This is a genomic window from Micromonospora sp. DT68 (genome assembly GCF_049847245.1).
Taxonomy (GTDB): Bacteria; Actinomycetota; Actinomycetes; order Mycobacteriales; family Micromonosporaceae; genus Micromonospora; species Micromonospora profundi.
In genome coordinates, this window is sequence record NZ_JBNCNZ010000003.1 from 141,834 (window position 1) to 161,217 (window position 19,384).

14 protein-coding genes and 1 pseudogene are annotated in these 19,384 nt (G+C 72.4%); 12 read left to right on the forward strand and 3 right to left on the reverse strand.

Going from position 1 to position 19,384, the window contains the following annotated elements:
- Positions 1-13 precede the first annotated feature (13 nt).
- Positions 14-1,897: a molecular chaperone DnaK gene (gene dnaK, locus ACPXB1_RS06830; protein ID WP_355587737.1), complete on the reverse strand. Its 1,884-nt coding sequence runs from the start codon at positions 1,895-1,897 to the stop codon at positions 14-16.
- 220 nt (positions 1,898-2,117) lie between these two features.
- Between dnaK and ACPXB1_RS06835 the strand changes: the two genes are divergently transcribed.
- The 3 genes from ACPXB1_RS06835 to ACPXB1_RS06845 are packed head-to-tail and all read left to right on the forward strand — an operon-like array spanning position 2,118 to position 6,914.
- Positions 2,118-3,959, forward strand: coding sequence for an ABC transporter (locus tag ACPXB1_RS06835; protein ID WP_425734963.1), 1,842 nt, complete (start codon positions 2,118-2,120; stop codon positions 3,957-3,959).
- Positions 3,956-5,641, forward strand: a complete 1,686-nt coding sequence (locus ACPXB1_RS06840; protein WP_355587733.1) for a GTPase — start codon at positions 3,956-3,958, stop codon at positions 5,639-5,641. Before ACPXB1_RS06835 ends, ACPXB1_RS06840 begins: the two co-directional genes overlap by 4 nt.
- Positions 5,642-5,690: 49 nt before the next feature.
- Positions 5,691-6,914 carry a hypothetical protein gene (locus ACPXB1_RS06845; protein WP_355587731.1) on the forward strand — a complete coding sequence of 408 codons (1,224 nt, stop codon included), beginning with the start codon at positions 5,691-5,693 and terminating at the stop codon, positions 6,912-6,914.
- A gap of 100 nt (positions 6,915-7,014) precedes the next feature.
- Here the strand turns inward: ACPXB1_RS06845 and ACPXB1_RS06850 are convergent, their stop codons facing one another.
- Positions 7,015-7,638: a phosphoesterase PA-phosphatase gene (locus ACPXB1_RS06850; protein ID WP_425734964.1), complete on the reverse strand. Its 624-nt coding sequence runs from the start codon at positions 7,636-7,638 to the stop codon at positions 7,015-7,017.
- A gap of 120 nt (positions 7,639-7,758) precedes the next feature.
- Here ACPXB1_RS06850 and ACPXB1_RS06855 point away from each other — a divergent pair, with 120 nt between their 5' ends.
- The 7 genes from ACPXB1_RS06855 (at position 7,759) to ACPXB1_RS06885 (ending at position 16,240) form a co-directional block, all read left to right on the forward strand.
- Entirely contained in the window at positions 7,759-7,959 is a 201-nt protein-coding gene (locus tag ACPXB1_RS06855) for a hypothetical protein (protein WP_425734965.1), read from the forward strand.
- Positions 7,960-7,983: 24 nt separating this feature from the next.
- Complete coding sequence (locus tag ACPXB1_RS06860) at positions 7,984-8,493, forward strand: hypothetical protein (protein ID WP_355587725.1); 510 nt, start codon at positions 7,984-7,986, stop codon at positions 8,491-8,493.
- A 673-nt stretch (positions 8,494-9,166) separates the two neighbouring features.
- Positions 9,167-10,345: a pyruvate dehydrogenase (acetyl-transferring) E1 component subunit alpha gene (gene pdhA / locus ACPXB1_RS06865; protein ID WP_355587723.1), complete on the forward strand. Its 1,179-nt coding sequence runs from the start codon at positions 9,167-9,169 to the stop codon at positions 10,343-10,345.
- The gene (locus ACPXB1_RS06870) at positions 10,345-11,334 is read left to right on the forward strand and encodes an alpha-ketoacid dehydrogenase subunit beta (RefSeq protein ID WP_355587722.1); all 990 of its coding nucleotides are present in this window, start codon (positions 10,345-10,347) and stop codon (positions 11,332-11,334) included. Before pdhA ends, ACPXB1_RS06870 begins: the two co-directional genes overlap by 1 nt.
- A gap of 5 nt (positions 11,335-11,339) precedes the next feature.
- A complete protein-coding gene (locus ACPXB1_RS06875) occupies positions 11,340-12,818 on the forward strand; it encodes a dihydrolipoamide acetyltransferase family protein (protein WP_355588465.1) in 1,479 nt (492 codons plus the stop codon).
- Positions 12,819-13,037: 219 nt separating this feature from the next.
- Positions 13,038-13,175 carry a hypothetical protein gene (locus ACPXB1_RS06880; protein ID WP_355587720.1) on the forward strand — a complete coding sequence of 46 codons (138 nt, stop codon included), beginning with the start codon at positions 13,038-13,040 and terminating at the stop codon, positions 13,173-13,175.
- A 341-nt stretch (positions 13,176-13,516) separates the two neighbouring features.
- The gene (locus tag ACPXB1_RS06885) at positions 13,517-16,240 is read left to right on the forward strand and encodes an LppU/SCO3897 family protein (protein ID WP_425734966.1); all 2,724 of its coding nucleotides are present in this window, start codon (positions 13,517-13,519) and stop codon (positions 16,238-16,240) included.
- 142 nt (positions 16,241-16,382) lie between these two features.
- Here ACPXB1_RS06885 and ACPXB1_RS06890 read toward each other — a convergent pair whose 3' ends face one another.
- Positions 16,383-16,841, reverse strand: coding sequence for a GNAT family N-acetyltransferase (locus ACPXB1_RS06890; protein ID WP_355630338.1), 459 nt, complete (start codon positions 16,839-16,841; stop codon positions 16,383-16,385).
- 156 nt (positions 16,842-16,997) lie between these two features.
- Between ACPXB1_RS06890 and ACPXB1_RS06895 the strand changes: the two are divergent.
- Together ACPXB1_RS06895 and ACPXB1_RS06900 are read left to right on the forward strand one after the other, a co-directional pair.
- Positions 16,998-17,304 (forward strand): annotated as a pseudogene (locus tag ACPXB1_RS06895) (transposase); the annotation flags it as partial.
- Positions 17,305-17,498: 194 nt separating this feature from the next.
- A complete protein-coding gene (locus ACPXB1_RS06900; RefSeq protein WP_355630341.1) occupies positions 17,499-19,337 on the forward strand; it encodes an NHL domain-containing thioredoxin family protein in 1,839 nt (612 codons plus the stop codon).
- The last annotated feature ends 47 nt before the right edge of the window (positions 19,338-19,384 follow it).

Sequence of the window (19,384 nt, forward strand, 5' to 3'; positions counted from 1 at the left end):
CGGAGGCCGATCGTCACTTCTTGCCGTCCTCGTCCACGATCTCCGCGTCGACGACGTCGTCGGGACCGCCGGCAGCACCCGCCTGCGGACCGGTCGCACCGGCCGCACCGGGGCCTGCCGCACCCGGGCCGGCCTCGCCGCCGGGCTGCTGGCCCTGCTCGGACTGAGACGCGTAGAGCAGCGAGCCGGCCTGCTGGGAGACCTGCGCCAGCCGCTCGTGCGCCGACTTGATCTTCTCGATGTCCTGACCGCCGAGGGCACCACGCAGCTCGCCGAGCGCCTCGTTGAGCTGCTCCCGGTTCTCGCTGGGCAGCTTGTCGCCGCTCTCGGCGAGGAACTTCTCGGTCTGCCACTGGAGCGCCTCGGCCACGTTGCGGGTCTCGGCGTCGTCGCGGCGGCGCTTGTCCTCCTCCGCGTGCTCCTCGGCGTCCCGGCGCATCCGCTCGATGTCGTCCTTCGGCAGCGAGGAGCCGCCGGTGATCGTCATCTTCTGTTCCTTGCCGGTGCCCAGGTCCTTGGCGTGCACGTTGACGATGCCGTTGGCGTCGATGTCGAAGGCGACCTCGATCTGCGGCACGCCGCGCGGCGCCGGCGGAAGGCCGGTGAGCTCGAAGGTGCCGAGCTTCTTGTTGTAGGACGCGATCTCCCGCTCACCCTGGAACACCTGGATGAGCACCGACGGCTGGTTGTCGTCCGCCGTGGTGAAGACCTCGGAGCGCTTGGTCGGGATCGTGGTGTTGCGCTCGATCAGCTTGGTGAAGATGCCGCCCTTGGTCTCGATGCCCAGGCTCAGCGGGGTCACGTCGAGCAGCAGGACGTCCTTGACCTCGCCCTTGAGCACGCCAGCCTGGAGGGCGGCGCCGACGGCGACGACCTCGTCCGGGTTGACGCCCTTGTTGGGGTCGCGACCGGTGAGCTGCTTGACCAGGTCGGTGACGGCCGGCATCCGGGTGGAGCCGCCGACCAGGATCACGTGCTCGACGTCGGAGATCTTGATCCCGGCGTCCTTCACGGCCTGCTCGAACGGGCCCTTGCAGCGGTCCAGCAGGTCCTGCGTCATCCGCTGGAACTCGGCCCGGCTGAGCGTCACGTCGAGGTGCAGCGGGCCGGCCGCGCCAGCGGTGATGTACGGCAGGTTGATGTTGGTGGTGGTGGCGGCGGACAGCTCGATCTTGGCCTTCTCGGCGGCCTCACGGAGCCGCTGGAGCGCCATCTTGTCCTGGCTCAGGTCGATGCCGTGCTCGCCGCGGAACGTCTTGACCAGGTGGTCGATGATCCGCTGGTCCCAGTCGTCACCACCGAGCTGGTTGTCACCGCTTGTGGACTTGACCTCGACAACGCCCTCGGCCAGCTCGAGCAGCGACACGTCGAAGGTGCCGCCGCCGAGGTCGAAGACCAGGACGGTCTGCTCCTTGGAGCCCTTGTCCAGCCCGTACGCCAGGGCGGCAGCGGTCGGCTCGTTAACGATCCGCAGCACGTTGAAGCCGGCGATCTCACCGGCCTCCTTCGTCGACTGGCGCTGGCCGTCGTTGAAGTAGGCGGGAACGGTGATCACCGCGTCGGTGATCTGCTCACCCAGGTACGCCTCGGCGTCCCGCTTGAGCTTCATGAGGGTCCGGGCCGAGATCTCCTGCGGGGTGTACTTCTTGCCGTCGATGTCGACGGACCAGTTGGTGCCGATCTCCCGCTTGACCGAGCGGATCGTCCGGTCCGGGTTGGTCACCGCCTGGCGCTTCGCGACCTCACCGACGAGCACCTCGCCGTTACGGGCGAACGCGACGATCGACGGGGTCGTCCGCGAGCCCTCAGCGTTGGCGATGACGGTGGGCTCACCGCCCTCGAGAACGCTGACGCAGGAGTTCGTCGTGCCGAGGTCGATACCGACCGCACGTGCCATCTTCGCTTCCTCGCTTCGTAAGGTTGTGCAGGTGGCGGGTGTTGCCCGCGACTGCCTGGCGGGCACCGCCCGCAGCGGGCCCCACCACAAGTTGAGTGAACTTGACTCAATAGTGCCACGCGTTGGCGAATCGTCAAGTCGAGTTGAGCCGACCCCACGCAACCCAGACGTTATTACCGTCCGGTTGTCTTCCCTTGCATCGGTCGGGCACGCTTTAGCGGTGACGACGCACGGCGATTCCGCCACCCGTTCCGGCGCGCCCGCCGTCGCAGCCCGCACCGGCCCGCCGGACGCCGCGGAGGAGCCGCCCGCCACCACCGGGGACGACAGCCTCCCCGGCGCGCTGTCGGGTCTCCGGGCCGCGATCGGTGCCACCCGGTATCCCCTCGCGCTGCCCTCCGCCCACTCCGCCCGGCACACCGCCACGGCCCTCACCGACCAGCTCGACGACTACCTGCTGCCCCGGCTCGCCCGCCTGGACGCCCCCCTGCTCGTGGTGGTCGGCGGCTCCACCGGCGCGGGCAAGTCGACACTTGTCAACAGCCTGGTCAAGGCCCGCGTCAGCGCCGCCGGTGTGCTCCGGCCCACCACCCGCTCGCCGGTGCTGGTGTGCAACCCGGCCGACGCCACCTGGTTCCGGCAGGGTGACCTGCTGCCCGGGCTGACCCGCACCACGGAGCCCAGCGAAGACCCCCGAGCCCTGCACCTGGTCACCGCGCCGGCCCTGCCTCCCGGGCTGGCCTTCCTCGACGCGCCCGACATCGACTCGGTCGTCGACGCCAACCGGGCGCTCGCGAGCCAACTGCTCGCCGCCGCCGACCTCTGGCTCTTCGTCACCACCGCCGCCCGGTACGCCGACGCGGTGCCCTGGGAACTGCTGCGCAGCGCGCGGGCCCGGGGCGCGGTGATCGCCATGGTGCTGGACCGGGTGCCCGCCGAGGCCAGCGACGAGATCGCCGCGCACCTGACCGAGATGCTCGCCGAGCAGGACCTGGGCCGGGCACCCCTCTTCGTGCTCCCGGAGACCTGGGTCGACGGGCAGGGGCTGCTCCCGGAGGGCGTCACCGCGGCGCTCGCCGACTGGTTCGCCCGGCTGGCCGCCGACGCCGACGCCCGCGCCGCAGTGGTCCGGCAGACCCTGGACGGCGCGCTGGCCGCCCTGCACCCCGCCGTGGAGGAGTTGGCCGACGCCGCCGACGAGCAGGTCGCCGCCGCCGACGGGCTGGACGAGCGCGTCCGGGGCGCCTACCGGGGAGCCGAGCGGACGGTCGAGCAGGGCCTGCGGGACGGCCGGCTGCTCCGCGGCGAGGTGCTGGCCCGCTGGCAGGAGTTCGTCGGCACCGGCGAGTTCTTCCGCACCCTGGAGGCACGGATCGGTCGACTGCGGGACCGGCTGGTGGCCACCGTCACCGGTCGGCCAGCACCCGCCGCCGAGCTGCGCAACGCCATCGAGTCGCAGCTCGTCACACTGCTGCGCGGGGTGGCGTCCGAGGCCGCCGAGGCCGCGTACACCGGCTGGAAGGCGCATCCGGCGGGCGCCGACCTGCTTGAGCCGGGGCTCGCCCACCCCAGCGACGACCTGCCCGAACGCGCCGAGCGGATGGTCCGGGACTGGCAGCGCGGCGTGCTGGAACTCGTCCGGGTCGAGGGCGGCGACAAGCGGTTCGTGGCACGCACCGCCGCGTACGCAGTCAACGCCACAGGGCTGGCCGTGATGATCGCCGTGTTCGCCTCCACGGCGTTCATTCCCACCGGGTTGGAGGTGGCCGCCGGGGCCGGCACGACCGTCGCCGCCCAGGCCGTACTCCAGGCGATCTTCGGCGACCAGGCGGTGCGTACCCTCGCCGCGAAGGCCCGGACCGACCTGCTGGTCCGGGTACGGGCGCTGCTGGACACGGAGGCCGACCGCTTCCTGGCCCGCACCGCCGAAGCCCGGCCCGCAGCGGCGGCCGGCGACGAACTGCGCCGCGCCGCCGGCCTGGTCGAGCTGGCCCGGCACCGCAGCGGCCTGGCCACAGGCAGCGGCCTGCCGGCGGGCGGCGACGAGGAGGACTCCCGGTGACAAACATCGTCGGCCGGGTACGCGAGGCGTTCCGCGGCGACCAGCGCATCGACCCGGATGCGTTGATCACCCGCCTCGACGCGGTACGCCGGTTCCTGACCGCAGTCGACGGCCTGCTGCCCGACGCCGATCTGGTGCCCGCGCACACCCTCGTCGAGCGGGCCGGCACCCGGCTCGCGCTGTCCCGCGACCACACCGTCGTCGCCCTCGCAGGCGCCACCGGCAGCGGCAAGTCCAGCCTCTTCAACGCCCTGGCCCAACTGGAGCTCTCGCCGGTCGGGGTCCGCCGACCGACCACCGGCGTCACCCACGCCTGCGTGTGGGGGCCGCTGGAGGGCGCCAACCGGCTGCTCGACTGGATCGGTGTGCTGCCCCGGCACCGCTTCGTTCGGGAGAGCGCCCTCGACGGGGACGACGAGACGGCCCTGCACGGCCTGATCCTGCTCGACCTGCCCGACTTCGACTCGGTGCAGCGGTCGCACCGGCTGGAGGTGGACCGGCTGCTCGGCCTTGTCGACCAGGTGGTCTGGGTGGTCGACCCGCAGAAGTACGCCGACCGGGTGATCCACGACAGCTACCTGCGCGAGTTCCACAGGCACCGCGACGTCACCCTCGTCGTGCTCAACCAGGCCGACCGGTTGCCCCAGGCCGAGCTGCCCCGGGTCCTGGACGACCTGCGCCGGCTGCTCGACAGCGACGGGCTTACCGGAGTTCCACTGCTCGCCACCACCGCCATCGACCCGGCCGGGATGGTCGGGCTGCGCAACGCCCTGGAGCGGACGGTCGCCGAGCGGCAGGCCGCCCTGCGCCGGCTGGCCGGCGACGTCGACTCGGTGGTCGCCGGGCTGGACGAACTGGTCGGTTCGGCACGACGCCCGGCCGGACCGGACGACGCGGCCGTCGCCGGACTGAACCGGGCGCTGGCCGGGGCGGCCGGTGTGCCTGCGGTGGCCGAGGCGGTGGAGCAGGCGTACCGGCACCGGGCCGGCGCGGCCACCGGCTGGCCTGTGGTACGAGGCTGGCGTCGGCTCCGGCCCGACCCGCTGCGGCGGCTGCACCTGCCCGGCCCGACCGGCGACCAGGCCGACCCGGCGGAGAGCCTTGTCGCGGCGACCTCGGTACCGGACCCGACCGCCGCCCAGCGCTCGGCGCTCGGCCTGGCGATCCGCGCGGTGGCCGACCGGGCCGCCGCCCACCTGCCCGCCGCCTGGCCGCCCGTTGTCACAGCAGCCGCCCGGTCCCGCCTGAACGACCTGCCCGACGCGCTGGACCGCGCGATCGCCGGCGCCGATCTCGGCCTGGACCGGCGACCGCTCTGGTGGCGGGTCGTCGGCGCTGTGCAGTGGCTTGTCACCCTCGCCGCCGTGGTCGGGCTGGGCTGGCTGGCGCTCGGGTACGCGCTGCGGGTGCTCGGCCTGCCGGCGTTGGACAACCCGATGGTCGGCCAGGTGCCGCTGCCCACCCTGCTGCTGCTCGGCGGGCTGCTGGCCGGGCTGCTGATGGCGGCCCTGACCCGCCCGGTGATCCGCTGGGCGGCCCGGCGGGCACGCGGCCGGGCACAGCAGCGGCTGACGGCGAAGGTGGCCGACGTGGGGCACGAGTACGTGCTCGTTCCGGTGCGGACCGTGCTCGCCTCGTACGAGCAGGCACGGGAGGCGCTGGGGGACGCCGCCCACCGCTGACGCATCGCTACCGCTCTGCACAGCCCCTCCGGCGGCGTAGGGTCGGAGCATGGCCACGCCTCAGACCCCCTACGACGCGGTGCTGCACGCCGCACGCGACGTGACCAAGCTGGAGTCCGCCCTCGACGCCGAGATGCTCGGCAGCGCCCTGCTGGGCAGTGTCTACGCGATCGCGGAGACCGACCGCGACACCGCCGTACGGGAATTCGTGACCGGGTTCCTCGCCGCCACCGCCCGCCGCCGGATCGCGGCGGCGACCACCATCCGGCAGGTCTTCGCCACCCTCGTTCCGAATGCCGAAGGCGCCGAGCGGGTCCGTCCCGGCAGCCAGGCGCCCGCCTGGTCAGGCCAACTCGGCCGGGTTCACCTCACCGGCAGCTGGGCGTACGGCGACGTGTACGGCGACCAGACCTCCTACCTCGCCACCTTCGCGTACGACGACGCGGCGGGCGGCCCGGAGCACGCGCTTGTGGCCCTCGTCGACCACAACATCGGGATCACCAAGGACATCTTCGTCGGCGGGCCGGCGGAGCGGATCCTGGACCAGGTCCGGCAGATGTGCGCCGAGGACGAGCTGACCTGGTTCCGCACCGAGGACCCGTCCCGGCTGCGGGGCGAGGTGGCCCGCCATCTCTCGGTCACCGACGACCTGAGCGAGCTGCCCGGTGAGGGTTCGCTTGCCACCGACCGCGCGCTGGTGGGCGCCCGACTGGCGGCGCTGCCCACTGCCGCCGCCCCGACCGGCCCGGCGGAGGTCGAACCGCTGTCCGCCGCCGAGCGCACCGACCTGGTCCGGCGGTTCCTTGCCGCGCCCGAGGCCGCCCGGTTCGGCCTCGACACCGTCGACGGCCCGGAGCTCGCCTCGCTGCACTTCTGCCTGAGCCTGCTGCTGGACCACTCGGCGACCTTCCCGGACGCCGACCCGATGCGCTGGAGCCCGGCGGTGTCCGGGCTCTTCCTGCTCGACTGGGTGCACCGCCGTGCCGTGCTCGACATGGACGACGCGGCCATGCTGCCCCGGGTGCTCCGCGCCTGGGCCCGGTACGCGTCACGTCAGCGCGGGCTGCCCGAGGCCGCCGCGACACGCACCGACGAGGCGATCGAGGAGATGGTGCCGGAGTTCGCACGGCTCTACTCGACCGGCGAGCGGCGCAGCCCGGCAACGGCTGCGGTGGCCCAACTGATGGCCGACGGCGTGGACCCGGACGACCCGGCCGCGCTTGACGCCTGGATCGAGGCGAACCGCCACCGCCTGGCCGACGACGGCGCCTGACGGCATCGGGGCCGGCACGGGGCTTGACGGCTCCGGGCCGGCCGACGCGGTTCCGCCGACCCTGCATCGCACGGCTCGATCCACGCAGAAGCAGGTTCGCTCAGCGCAGCAGGCCGAAGGCGAGAGCGGCGATCAGCGCGCCGACCACGCCTCCGGCAAGCACCTGCGGCACTGTGTGGTCGCGCAGTCGCACGCGGGACCAGCCGACCACCGCAAGCAGCGGCGCGGCGACGAGGAAGCCGCGTCCGAAGGTCATCGCCAGGATGACCAGCGTCCCGGCCGCCACCGCCGAGTGGATCGACATCTTCCACCAGTGGCTCACGGACACGGCGACCACCAAGCCCACCAGCCCGGCCACCGCCAGCGCCAGCAGCGGCCGGGGCGCACCGAGCACTGCGAGCAGGGCGAGCCCTGCGGTGACCGAGCCGAGGCCGACAAGCAGCGGTACCCGCCGCTGCTCCCGGCGGCCGATGTGGTGGTCGGTGAACCGGCCCCGGCGCACCCCGCCGAGGATGTAGGCGAACGGGATGCCGGTGACGAAGAGCGTGGCGAGCAGGCCCCACGCCAGGCCACGGCCGCCGCCCGGGGAGCTGTGCCAGCTCACCGCGATCATCAGCAGCGACACCAGCACGGCCGGCGCGGTCAGCTCGGTGACCAGTCGGGCGATCCGCAGCCCCGGGCCGGGCCGGACGGCGACCGGGCGGGGCTCCGCACCGCCGCCCACGCCACCCCCTCCGGTACGTGCCTACCGTGGACCGTCGCCGCCGTGTCGGTGGCGCCTGACCGTCACCGTACCGCTGCTGGAACTGTGGGATGCCTCGGTCCGGCCGGCTAGGGACCGACCGTGGACGACGGCGGCGCGGTCCGGCTGAGCCGGGCGACCGGCGTTGTGGAGGCCCGGGAAGTCGGCGCTGTGGAGGCGGCGGTCCACGGAGCCGAGGCGGTGGGACTGGCGGTCCGGGAAGCCGGCACCGTGGGAGTGGCGGTCCGGGTGGGTGGCCCGGCGGGAGGTGTGCACGGCGGTGTGCCGGCCGGCACGCTGTAGGTGCTCGTCGGGACGGCCGTCGGTGTGACCGGGTCCGTGGCCGTGGGTGTCACCGGGTCGGTCGCGGTGGGTGTCACCGGGTCGGTCGGCGTCGGGCTCGGCGTGGCTGTCGGGGTCGGGTCGGGATCCGGTGGCCCGGTGGGCGACGGCACCGGCGACGGGCTGGGCGGACGCGCGGGCGGCGGGGTACTCCGGGTTGCTCGCGGCACCGGCAGGGCGGGGGCCGGCCGGTGCGCGGGCAGCCTGTCGTCGGCAGTAGGCCCGGACCAGGACTCGTCCGCAGCAGGTCGGGGAGCGGCGGGCAGCCAGCCGGGGGGCGTCGTCGGATCAGCGCCGGGCGTGCCTGGTGGGCGGAGCGCCGGCTGGGCGGTCATCGGCATCGGGATGACCACCGGCCCGACCGACGGCGTCGGGATGAACGGTGTGCCACTGTCCGGTAGGGCGGTGCTGCCCTGGGTGGCAGAGCCCGCGCTGATCGCGGCGAGGATGGGCATCGACGCGGTGCCGACGAGTAGCGCGACGGTGAGCAGGTAGCCCCGGGAAGGGCCGCCGATGCCGGGCGCGCGGTGCGCCCCGACCACCCTGCGGTATCCACCAGCGGCTCGGTGTCGGCCGAGCAGCGGCGCACCGGGACCGTCACCTGGCTCGTCCACCGCGCCCCCTTGTCGTTCGCTGTCGTTCGTCGCTGTCGTTCGTCGCTGTCGTTCGTCGCTGCGGGAGAACAGGCGTCGCCGACCGGAAGCCGGCAAACCACCCGATCAATGCGATCCTGTGGCAATCAGCCTGACTCAGTTACCGTCCGTCAGCCAGTCCCCACCGCGTGTCGACACGCAGCACTGACCGAACGGTGACGAATCGTCGCCGGATCGCCCGGTGGACGCGCTACGGCACGATGAAGACAAACGGCAGCAAACCCTAGACGTTCGGAATGCGAGGCAGGCGTACTGTGGGCGCGCTCACCTGCTCTGCGAATATGGAGCACGACGGCAACGCAGCCGTGACCGCCGCGCACCCTCGCGGCAGGCGCGGCCCGGCGCCGGCGCTCCCGAACCGGGTTCAGCCAAGAATCCGGCTCACGCCGCGCGGCAACCCCCACCGGGGCTAGGCGCGGCCGCCAGGAACCGGCCCGGCAGCAGCCGGGCAGGCGCACGAGTTGCGCGGCCGGGTGACCCCCCGGTGCCGCCGCAGACACGACAGGGAGACACCGATGGCAAAGGGCGACCCCGGGGGTACCCCCACCCGCGGCAGGCGGGCTGCACCCCGCTCCAAGAAGCGCGCGGCCGGCGATCCGGACCTGGTACAACTGCTCACCCCCGAAGGCGAACGGATCGACAGCGTCATCGGGCCGGACGGCATCGAGTACCGCGTCGACTTCACCGACGAGGAGTACCGCGGGCTCTATCGCGACCTGGTGCTGGTCCGCAAGCTGGACGCCGAGGCCACCGCGTTGCAGCGGCAGGGTGAGCTGGGCATCTGGGCCAGCCTGCTCGGCCAGGAGGCGGCCCAGGTCGGCTCCGGGCGGGCTCTGCGTACGCAGGACATGGCCTTCCCGACCTACCGGGAGCACGGCGTCCTCTACTGCCGGGGCATCGACCCGATCATGCCGCTCGGCCTGTTCCGCGGCGTCGACCAGGGCGGCTGGGACCCGAACGAGTTCAAGTTCAACATGTACACGATCGTGATCGGGGCGCAGACCCTGCACGCCACCGGTTACGCCATGGGCATCACCATGGACGGCAAGACCGGCACCGAGGACGGCGAAGCCGTGATCGCCTACTTCGGCGACGGGGCCACCAGCCAGGGTGACGTCAACGAGGCGTTCGTCTGGGCCGGCGTGTTCAACGCGCCGATGGTCTTCTTCTGCCAGAACAACCAGTACGCGATCTCCGAGCCGCTGGAGCGGCAGACCCGCATCCCCCTCTACCAGCGGGCCGCCGGCTTCGGCTTCCCCGGCATCCGGGTGGACGGCAACGACGTGCTTGCCACCTACGCGGTCACCCGCACGGCGCTGGACAACGCCCGGCACGGGCAGGGTCCGAGCCTGATCGAGGCGTACACCTACCGGATGGGCGCGCACACCACCTCCGACGACCCGACGCGTTACCGGATCGCCAGCGAGGTCGAGGCGTGGCAGGCCAAGGACCCGATCGCCCGGGTACGGGCGTTCCTGGAGAAGCAGCAGATCGCCGACGCGGACTTCTTCGCCGAGATCGACGAGCAGGCCCGCCGCGAGTCGGTGCACCTGCGCGAGCGTGTGCTGGCCATGCCCAACCCGGAGCCGGTGACGATGTTCGACCACGTCTACCCCAACGGGTCTCCGCTGCTGGACGAGCAGCGCGCGCAGTTCAGCCGCTACATGGAGTCGTTCGAGGGGAGCGCACACTGATGGCCACGGAGACGCTCACCCTCGGAAAGGCCCTCAACACCGGTCTGCGCCGCGCCCTGGAGAACGACCCCAAGGTCATCATCATGGGTGAGGACGTCGGCAAGCTCGGCGGCGTCTTCCGGATCACCGACGGGCTCCAGAAGGACTTCGGCGACCAGCGGGTGATCGACACCCCGCTTGCCGAGTCGGGCATCATCGGCACCGCCGTCGGCCTGGCCATCCGTGGCTACCGGCCGATCTGCGAGATCCAGTTCGACGGCTTCGTCTATCCCGCGTACGACCAGATCGTGTCGCAGGTGGCAAAGATGCACTACCGCTCGCGCGGCAAGCTCAGCATCCCCATGGTCATCCGGATTCCGTTCGGCGGCGGCATCGGCGCGGTCGAGCACCACTCCGAGTCGCCGGAGGCGTACTTCGCGCACACCGCCGGCCTGAAGGTGGTGTCCTGCGCCAACCCGCAGGACGCGTACGTGATGATCCAGCAGGCTGTCGCCTCGGACGACCCGATCGTCTTCCTGGAGCCCAAGCGGCGCTACTGGGAGAAGGGCCAGGTCGACCTGGACGCGCCGCTGTCCGAGGCGTACCCCCTGCACTCGGCCCGCGTGGTGCGGCCCGGCAGCGACGTGACAGTGCTGGCCTACGGGCCGATGGTGCGGACGTGCCTGGAGGCGGCGACCGTCGCCGCCGAGGACGGCCGGGAGCTTGAGGTAATCGACCTGCGGTCACTGTCCCCGCTGGACCTGACGGCCGCCTACGAGTCGGTGAAGCGCACCGGCCGCGCGGTGGTGGTGCACGAGGCGCCGTCGAACATCGGCCTCGGTGCCGAGTTGGCAGCCCGGATCACCGAGGAGTGCTTCTACTCCCTGGAGTCGCCGGTGCTGCGGGTCACGGGCTTCGACATCCCCTACCCGGCGGCCCGGGTGGAGGAGGAGTTCCTGCCCGACCTGGACCGGGTGCTCGACGCCGTCGACCGCACGTTCGGTTGGTGAGCGCCATGTCCCGGATCAAGGAATTCAACCTGCCCGACCTGGGTGAGGGGTTGACCGAGGGCGAGATCCTGACCTGGCTCGTCAAGGTCGGCGACACAATCGAGCTGAACCAGCCGATCGTCGAGGTCGAGACAGCCAAGGCTGCGGTGGAGATCCCGGCGAAGTGGGCCGGGCAGGTGCAGGCGATCTTCCACCCGGAGGGCACCACTGTCGAGGTCGGCAGCCCGATCATCGCGATCGACACCGACCCGGGCGCCGGCCCGCTGGAGGCGCCGTCGACCACGGCGACCCCCACGGGCGACCTGCCCACCCCGTCGGCGGCCTCGCTGGCAGCGGTCGAGGTGGCACCGGCCGAGGGCATGGTCGAACCCGGCCTGATCGGCGGCCCGGCCCCGGGCGGACGCACAGCGGTCCTGGTCGGCTACGGCCCCCGAACGACAACAGCAAAACGCCGCCCCCGCAAAAACGCCGCCCCTGCCCCTGCCCCCGTCGATCATGGAGTTGTGGTGGGTGACAAACCCGCTGCCACCCCTGCAATTCCGGCACCACAGGTCCATGATCGACGCGATGTGGTGAGTGGCGGCCGCGATGGGGTTGTGCTTGCCAAGCCTCCGGTGCGCAAGCTCGCCAAGGACCTTGGCGTCGACCTGCGCGCGCTTACCGGTTCGGGGCCGCTGGGCTCGATCACCCGGGAGGACGTACAGCAGGCGGCGAACGGGGCCACCACGGTCGCCGAGCCGGTCGCTGTGACGCCGGTGGCGACGAGCGCCGCGAGCTTCGGTGCCGACCGCGAGCAGCGCATCCCGGTCAAGGGGGTACGCAAGCTCACCGCCGAGAACATGTCCCGGTCGGCGTTCACGGCCCCCCACGTGACGGAGTTCCTGACCGTCGACGTGACCCGGGCCATGAAGGCGCTGGACCGGCTGCGTGGCCGGCGGGAGTGGCGCGACGTACGGGTCTCGCCGTTGTTGCTTGTGGCGAAGGCCGTGCTGCTGGCCGTGCAGCGACACCCGATGGTCAACTCGACCTGGGCCGGCGACGAGATCGTGGTCAAGGAGTACGTCAACCTCGGCATCGCGGCGGCCACCGAGCGCGGCCTGATCGTGCCGAACGTGAAGGACGCCGGCCGGCTCTCGCTCCGCGAGTTGGCGGACGCGCTCAACGACCTGGTGCAGACGGCGAAGTCCGGCCGCACCTCACCGGCGGCCATGTCCGGCGGCACTCTGACGATTACCAACGTCGGTGTGTTCGGGGTGGACACCGGTACGCCGATCCTGCCGCCGGGGGAGTCGGCGATCCTGGCCTTCGGCGCCGTACGGGAGATGCCCTGGGTGCACAAGGGCAAGGTCAAGGCACGTCAGGTCACCACGCTGGGTCTGAGCTTCGACCACCGGATCATCGACGGTGAGTTGGGCTCGAAGTTCCTGCGCGACATCGGCGATTTCCTCGCCGACCCCGAGGCGGCGCTGCTCGCCTGGACCTGACGGGTCCGAACGCAAGGCCACGGCCGGTGTGCGACGGGTTAACGCCCGGCACACCGGCCGTGTCCGTTGAGCGACGGAACAGTCGGTCAGGAGCCATCCCCACCTTCGATCGTTAGGCGGGTGTCCCAGCTCACCTAACAATCGATGGCATTCCACGGGCTGCTGCGGTTAAATAGACACATCAGGGGCCGACAATCGAATAGCCAGGGGGACCCACCAATGAGCATGATTGAGCGAATCCGCAACCACCGCGTCGCCACCCGCCGCGCCCGTGCCATCGAGCACGCGCTGCGTTCGGCCAACTCGCCGTCGGTTCGTGACGAACTCCTCGTCATCGCCCAGCGTCACATGAGCTGACGCTCCACGACATTCCGCACCCTCCTCCAGATCGATGGCCCACCCGGTTCCGGGTGGGCCATCGGCGTTCCGCCACCACCTGGACCGGGATTCCGCCCTGCCGCAGCGCCCGGTACCGTGGGCTTCGGTCGCCGCCGGCCGGCACTGCCGACGCCGGTCCGATAGAAGCTGCTCGACACCGACCGGCAACGCGGAGTGACGACAGGTGCTCCTTGGACACCTCGTGCGGGCACCGGATACCGTGCGGGGAGCCGGCACGGCGGTACGCCGGTGACGCCGGCTGCCATGCCGAGGAGACCGATCGGTGCCGGCGGCCGACATGTGATGGAGGAGGCGCACCCATGACGTCCGAGGGCCCGCACCGCCCCGGCCAGGAGCCGGACGAGGTGTCACCGGGCGCCGGACCGGCGCCGTACGGCGACCGCCCGGCGCAGCCGGACAACGGCTACAACGCCGCCGGCCCCGACCTGGGCTGGGCGCCGCCGCCGCCAGCGCGGCCCAACCCGCCGGCCCCCGCGTGGGCGACCCAGTCCCCCGAGCAGCAGGCGAACCCCGCCTGGGGTGCCGCCGCCGCTCCACAGTCCAGCGACCCCGGACAGCCCGCCTGGGCCACCGGCGGTGGCGCCCCCGAGCAGGGGCAGCCCGCCCAGTGGACGGCTCCGCAGCAGGGCTGGACACCACCCGAGCAGGCCGCACCCGCCGGCGCGCCCGAGCAGCCCGAGTGGGCGCCGGCCCAGCCTGCCGCGCGAGGTGCCGCGCAGGTGCCGGCCACGACCGCCTGGCCAGCTCAGGAAGACCCGGCCCGCTCTGGCGGTTGGGGCACCGAGACCCCGCCGGACGACGCGCCCGGCTCCGGCGGCTGGGGCGGTGCCGCGCAGTCCAGCCCGCCCGCCGACGACTGGCGCGGCGGCGCCCAGCCCGGGCAGCCCGCCGGTTGGCCCGGCAGCGCACAGCAGGACGACCAGTCCGGCTCTGGCGGCTGGGCCGTCGGTGCCGCCGCCGGCCGGGACGACCAGCCGGTGTGGACGCCGGCCGCGCAGGCGCCCCAGAGTTGGGGTCAGCCCACCGAGCAGGCCGAGCAGCCGGCGGCCCCCGCCTGGGGCCAGGCCGAGCCGGCAGGCGCCCGTGGCACGGCCCAACCGCCGACGGCCAACCGGCCTGGTCAGGACGACCCGTCCCGCTCCGGCGGATGGGCGGCACAGCAGCAACAGCAGGCGCAGCCGGGTGGCTGGGGCGACGGCGCCGACGTACGGCAGGACGAGCCGGCACAGCCGGCGGCCTGGGGTAACGCCGAGGGCCGCCCGCAACAGCCCGACTGGGTGCTCTCGGCCCAGGGCCAGCCGGCCGAGCGGCCGGAACCGGCGGGTTGGCAACAGGCAGAGCAGGCCAGCCCTCCGGCCGCCCGAGCCAGCGCCAGTGTGCCCGGCAACGACGCGACGCCCGGCTGGGCCGCAGCCGACCCGGGCAACGCCGCGCAGGGCGGTGCCGCTGTCCCGCAGGTCCAGCCGTGGGCGCCCGGCGAGGTGTGGGGGCGCGCCGAGGCGGAAGCCTCCGCGCAGTCCCGCGGCGGCCGGGGCGACGACGCACCGGTCTACCAGCCCGCCCCGGCACCGGGGATCTCACCGGCAAACGCGGTTCCCCTGCCGCCACAGGAACAGCGCGTGCCGGGCGCGAGCCTGGCCGCCGCCCCGCCGGCCGACTACGCGCCCCCGACCCAGTACCCGCCGATCCCCGAGCAGCCGGCGTACGCCGAGCGCGACACCCCGGAACCCGCCGCGCAGTACGAGGCGGAGCCCGCCGGTTGGGGTCGCGCCGAGGATGCTCCGGCCGCTGGTGCCATGGTTCCCGCTCCGCGTACCTCTCCCGAGTCGGGAGCGGGTCGTGCCGTCGTACCGGTGCCGGACGCCGGGTCGGCGGGTGGCGCGGCGGGCCGCGCCTCGGCGAGCGCCTCGGTGCCGCTGGCGAGTCGGGTGATGCCACCGGCGGACCAGGCCATGCGACCGGCAAGCACGTCCACGCCACAGCCCCGGGTGTACGGCCGCCCGGCCCAGGCCGAGCCGGAGAACGAGCCGGAGCAGTCGGCACCGGAGGCGTTCCAGGCCGACCCGGGCTCCGAGCGCCCGAGCACGCCCGACTGGCGCAACGACTCCGACCGGCCGAGCGCCCCGGACTGGCAGAACGGCCCGGACTGGCAGAGCGGCCCGGAGCGTCAGTCCCCACCGGACTGGCAGAACGGTGCCGACCGTCCGGGCCCACCGGACTGGCAGAACGGTGCGGAGCGGTCGGGTTTCCCCGGTTGGGGCGGCGAGTCGTCCTCCGAGCAGCGCTTCGACGACCGGGACCGCTCGTCGACGCCCGGCGGTTTCGGCGAGCCTCCGTCAGCCGCCGCCGCGCCACCGGCGTTCCCGCCGGGGGTTCCGTCCTTCGTCGACGCCCCCGGCACCAACCGGCCGGTGAACGGGGTCAAGCCGCAGTCCGGCACCGAGCGCCCGGGTGACCGTTTCGGTGCTCCGGGGGCCGCGGCAACCGGCAGCGCCGCGGTCAACGGCGCCCCCGGCTTCGGCGGGCAGGGTTTCGGCGGTGCGCCGACCACCGAGCCTGCGCCGGGTGCGCAGTTCCCTGCCTTCCCGGCGCCGCCGCAGCAGTCCGCGCCCGCCTGGGGCCAGGCGGACGGCGGATCGGACCAGGGTCGGTTCGACGCGTTCAAGCCGGACGCCGACGAGCCCAAACCGGAGCCGCCGACGCCGAAGGTCCGCAACGGGCGGGTGCTCGCGGCGGTGCTTGTCGCGGCGGTGCTCATCCTGGCGGTGCCGCTCGGCCTGCTGATGCTGCTCGGCAAGTTCGGCGGCAACGACAACTCGCCTGCCTTCGACCCGGCGGTCGGCACCTGCGTAAAGCAGGCCGGTCAGGCCGCGTCGGCGGTGGACTGCGGCGAGGCGGACGCCTTCACGATCGTGTCCAAGGTGGACTCGAAGGACAAGTGCGCCGACCCGGCCCAGCCCCACGTGGTGCTGCCCGGTGACGGTGCCAACCGGGTGCTCTGCCTCAAGCCGGCCACGAATTAGACCGACAGGCGGCGGGGTCGCGGGCAACCGTGGCCCCGCCGTCGTCGTCGGCTGGCCGATCGGCTCGCCGCCGGGCGCGGCGAAGTCCACCCTCCGAGCAGGAGACCAGGTAGAGGTCGGACAAACCGTTCGGGTTGGGCGCTCAGACGAGATCCCGGCCGAGGAAGACAGCCCCGGGGTACGCTTTCAGCGGTCCGAAGGCTTCCACCGGCTGGTAGCCCTCGCGGTGATAGAAACGGATCGCCTCGGGCTGACCGGGCCCGGTCGTCAGCACCAACGACTTGATACCTTGCTCCCTGGCCCGCTCCTCGAGTGCCCGCAGGATGGCGGTGGAGACGCCGGTTCCACGAGCGTTCGGCACTACGAACATGCGCTTGACTTCGGCCGTGCCGTCGCCCTGAAAACGCAAGGCACCGCACCCGAGCGCCTCGCCGTCGGGATCCCGGGCGATCAGGAACAGAGCGAAGTCATCCGCGTCCAGTGGCTCCGGATCGTCGGCCCGGGTGAAGCCGTAGCGCGCGCGGAGGTCGGCCGCCATCTCATCGATCAGCCGGGTGCCGTCGGCGCTGTCGTACCTGTCGTCGGTAATCGTCGGGGGCATCAGGTTTTCTCCGGTAACTGAAACGTGTCGAGTGGACGTTATCGTCCACTATGGTAGCTGTCGCCGCGCGCGATCACGGCGCGGCTAGTAGTGCTTTGTTAGGTTGTTCCGGTGTGTCGCTTATAGGGCTCTTTGGGTTGTGTTTGGCTCCCGTCCGTGGACGAGCGAGGACTCACACGGGTGCGGACGCGGTTGGAGGACTTCGCGGCGCAGCGCCTCGAGGTGGATCACCAGCAGTTGCAGCAGTTCCTGACCTCATCGACCCGGGATGTCGCCGGTGTGCGACAGCGGCTGGCGAAGACCGCTATTGACCTGGTGTGCCCGTCTGTATGGGTAGTGGACGACACGGAGTTCCCCCTAGGACGGCAATGCGTCGGCGTGCGTGGCCCGGCAGCACTCCGGCACCCTCGGTAAGGTCACGAACTGCCAGATCGCCGTGAGTGTCCACGCCGCGACTGACACCCGCCGCCGGATGGCGTTGCCGCGCGCGATACCGCTCGGGATCGAGTGCGGCGCGCTGACCGAGACCGCCGCCCGCACGGCCCGGACCCGGCAACCGACCCGAGCGCTGGGAGCCGTTGTGTGTGCCTCGACGCTTTCTGTCGTCCGGGTCACGACCACCGATACGCAAAGCCTCGCCGTGGCAGGCTGACAGGCATGGCAACGACAGCGCGTGTACGTGCGCCCGAACTACGGGGCCGGCAGTGGCTTAATACGGGTGGAAAAAACCTGACATTGCAGGATCTTCGAGGTCGTTGCGTCATCTTAGATTTCTGGACGTTCTGCTGCATCAACTGCCTGCATGTGCTCGATGAGCTGCGGCCGCTGGAGGAGAAGTACGGCGACGTACTCGTGGTGATCGGCGTGCACTCCCCGAAGTTCGAGCACGAGAAGGACGCCGACGCGCTTGCCGCCGCCGTGGAGCGGTACGGGGTGCACCACCCCGTCCTCGACGATCCCGAGCTGGACATGTGGCAGCAGTACGCGGCCCGTGCCTGGCCGACGCTGTCGGTGATCGACCCCGAGGGCTACGTGGTGGCCACCATGGCCGGCGAGGGACACGCCGAAGGGCTGGCCCGGTTGATCGACGAGCTGATCGCCACCCACGAGGCCAAGGGCACCCTGCACCGGGGTGACGGCCCGTACGTCCCGCCGCCGGCGCCGGAGACGACGCTGCGCTTCCCCGGCAAGGCGGTGCTGCTGGACGGCGGCAACCTGCTGGTCTCCGACTCGGCGCGGCACTCCCTGGTCGAGTTGGCCCCGGACGGCGAGACGCTTGTCCGCCGGATCGGCTCGGGCGACAGGGGCAGGGCCGACGGGCCGGCCGGTGCGGCGGCCTTCTCCGAGCCACAGGGGCTCTGCCTGCTGCCCCGGCACGTCGCCGAGGTGGCCGGCTACGACCTGGTGGTGGCCGACACTGTCAACCACCTGCTGCGCGGCGTACGGCTGGCGTCCGGTGAGGTGGTCACCGTGGCCGGCAGCGGCCGGCAGTGGCGTGCCTCGGTCGACGACCACGCGCACGACGCGCTCGCCGTGGATCTGTCGTCCCCGTGGGACCTGGCCTGGTACGACGACAAGTTGATCATCGCGATGGCGGGCATCCACCAGCTCTGGTGGTTCGACCCGATCAAGCGGACCGCCGGCATGTACGCGGGCACCACAGTCGAGGCGTTGCGCGACGGCCCGCTGACCGAGGCGTGGATGGCGCAGCCGTCCGGGCTTTCCGTGTCGGCCGACGGTGCCCGGTTGTGGATAGCCGACAGCGAGACGAGCGCGGTCCGGTACGTCGAGAACGGGGTGCTGGGCACCGCCGTCGGGCAGGGCCTGTTCGACTTCGGCCACGTGGACGGGCCGGCGGAGTCGGCGTTGCTCCAGCACCCGCTCGGGGTGTGCGCGCTGCCGGACGGCTCGGTGTTGATCGCCGACACGTACAACGGTGCCGTGCGCCGCTTCGACCCGGCCACGTCCCAGGTGTCAACGGTCGCCGATGGGCTGGCCGAACCGAGCGATCTCGTGCTCACCCCGGCCGGTGAGGTGCTTGTGGTGGAGTCCGCCGGGCACCGGCTGACCCGGTTGGCCCCGGGGGCGCTGTCGGCGGCCGGCGCGAGCACCGTCGACGGGCCCCGGCACCGCACCGAACGTAAGCCGACCGACGTGGCGGCGGGAGCGGTCATCCTCGACATCGTCTTCACTCCCGCGCCGGGGCAGAAGCTCGACGAGACGTTCGGGCCGTCGACCCGGCTGGTGGTTTCCGCGTCCCCGCCGGAACTGCTGTTGGACGGTGGCGGCACGGGCACCGAGTTGTCCCGCCGACTGGTGCTCAACGGCGAGGTCACCGCCGGGGTGTTGCAGGTGACCGCGCAGGCGGCGACGTGCGACGCGGACGTCGAGCACGCGGCCTGCCACCTGACCCGGCAGGACTGGGGCGTACCGGTCCGGGTGGTCGAGGGTGCCGCGACCCGACTTCCCCTGGTGCTGCGCGGCCTCGACGCCTAGCTGTCTCGACGCCCAGCTGTTAGGAAGGGCCCCTTGTTATACAAAAT

Excerpts from the sequence above, each read along its gene's own strand:
- dnaK (WP_355587737.1), bottom strand. The coding sequence starts at position 1,897 with ATGGCACGTGCGGTCGGTATCGACCTCGGCACGACGAACTCCTGCGTC.
- ACPXB1_RS06845 (WP_355587731.1), top strand. The coding sequence starts at position 5,691 with ATGGCCACGCCTCAGACCCCCTACGACGCGGTGCTGCACGCCGCACGC.
- pdhA (WP_355587723.1), top strand. The coding sequence starts at position 9,167 with ATGGCAAAGGGCGACCCCGGGGGTACCCCCACCCGCGGCAGGCGGGCT.
- ACPXB1_RS06870 (WP_355587722.1), top strand. The coding sequence starts at position 10,345 with ATGGCCACGGAGACGCTCACCCTCGGAAAGGCCCTCAACACCGGTCTG.
- ACPXB1_RS06875 (WP_355588465.1), top strand. The coding sequence starts at position 11,340 with ATGTCCCGGATCAAGGAATTCAACCTGCCCGACCTGGGTGAGGGGTTG.
- ACPXB1_RS06880 (WP_355587720.1), top strand. The coding sequence starts at position 13,038 with ATGAGCATGATTGAGCGAATCCGCAACCACCGCGTCGCCACCCGCCGC.
- ACPXB1_RS06885 (WP_425734966.1), top strand. The coding sequence starts at position 13,517 with ATGACGTCCGAGGGCCCGCACCGCCCCGGCCAGGAGCCGGACGAGGTG.
- ACPXB1_RS06890 (WP_355630338.1), bottom strand. The coding sequence starts at position 16,841 with ATGCCCCCGACGATTACCGACGACAGGTACGACAGCGCCGACGGCACC.
- ACPXB1_RS06900 (WP_355630341.1), top strand. The coding sequence starts at position 17,499 with ATGGCAACGACAGCGCGTGTACGTGCGCCCGAACTACGGGGCCGGCAG.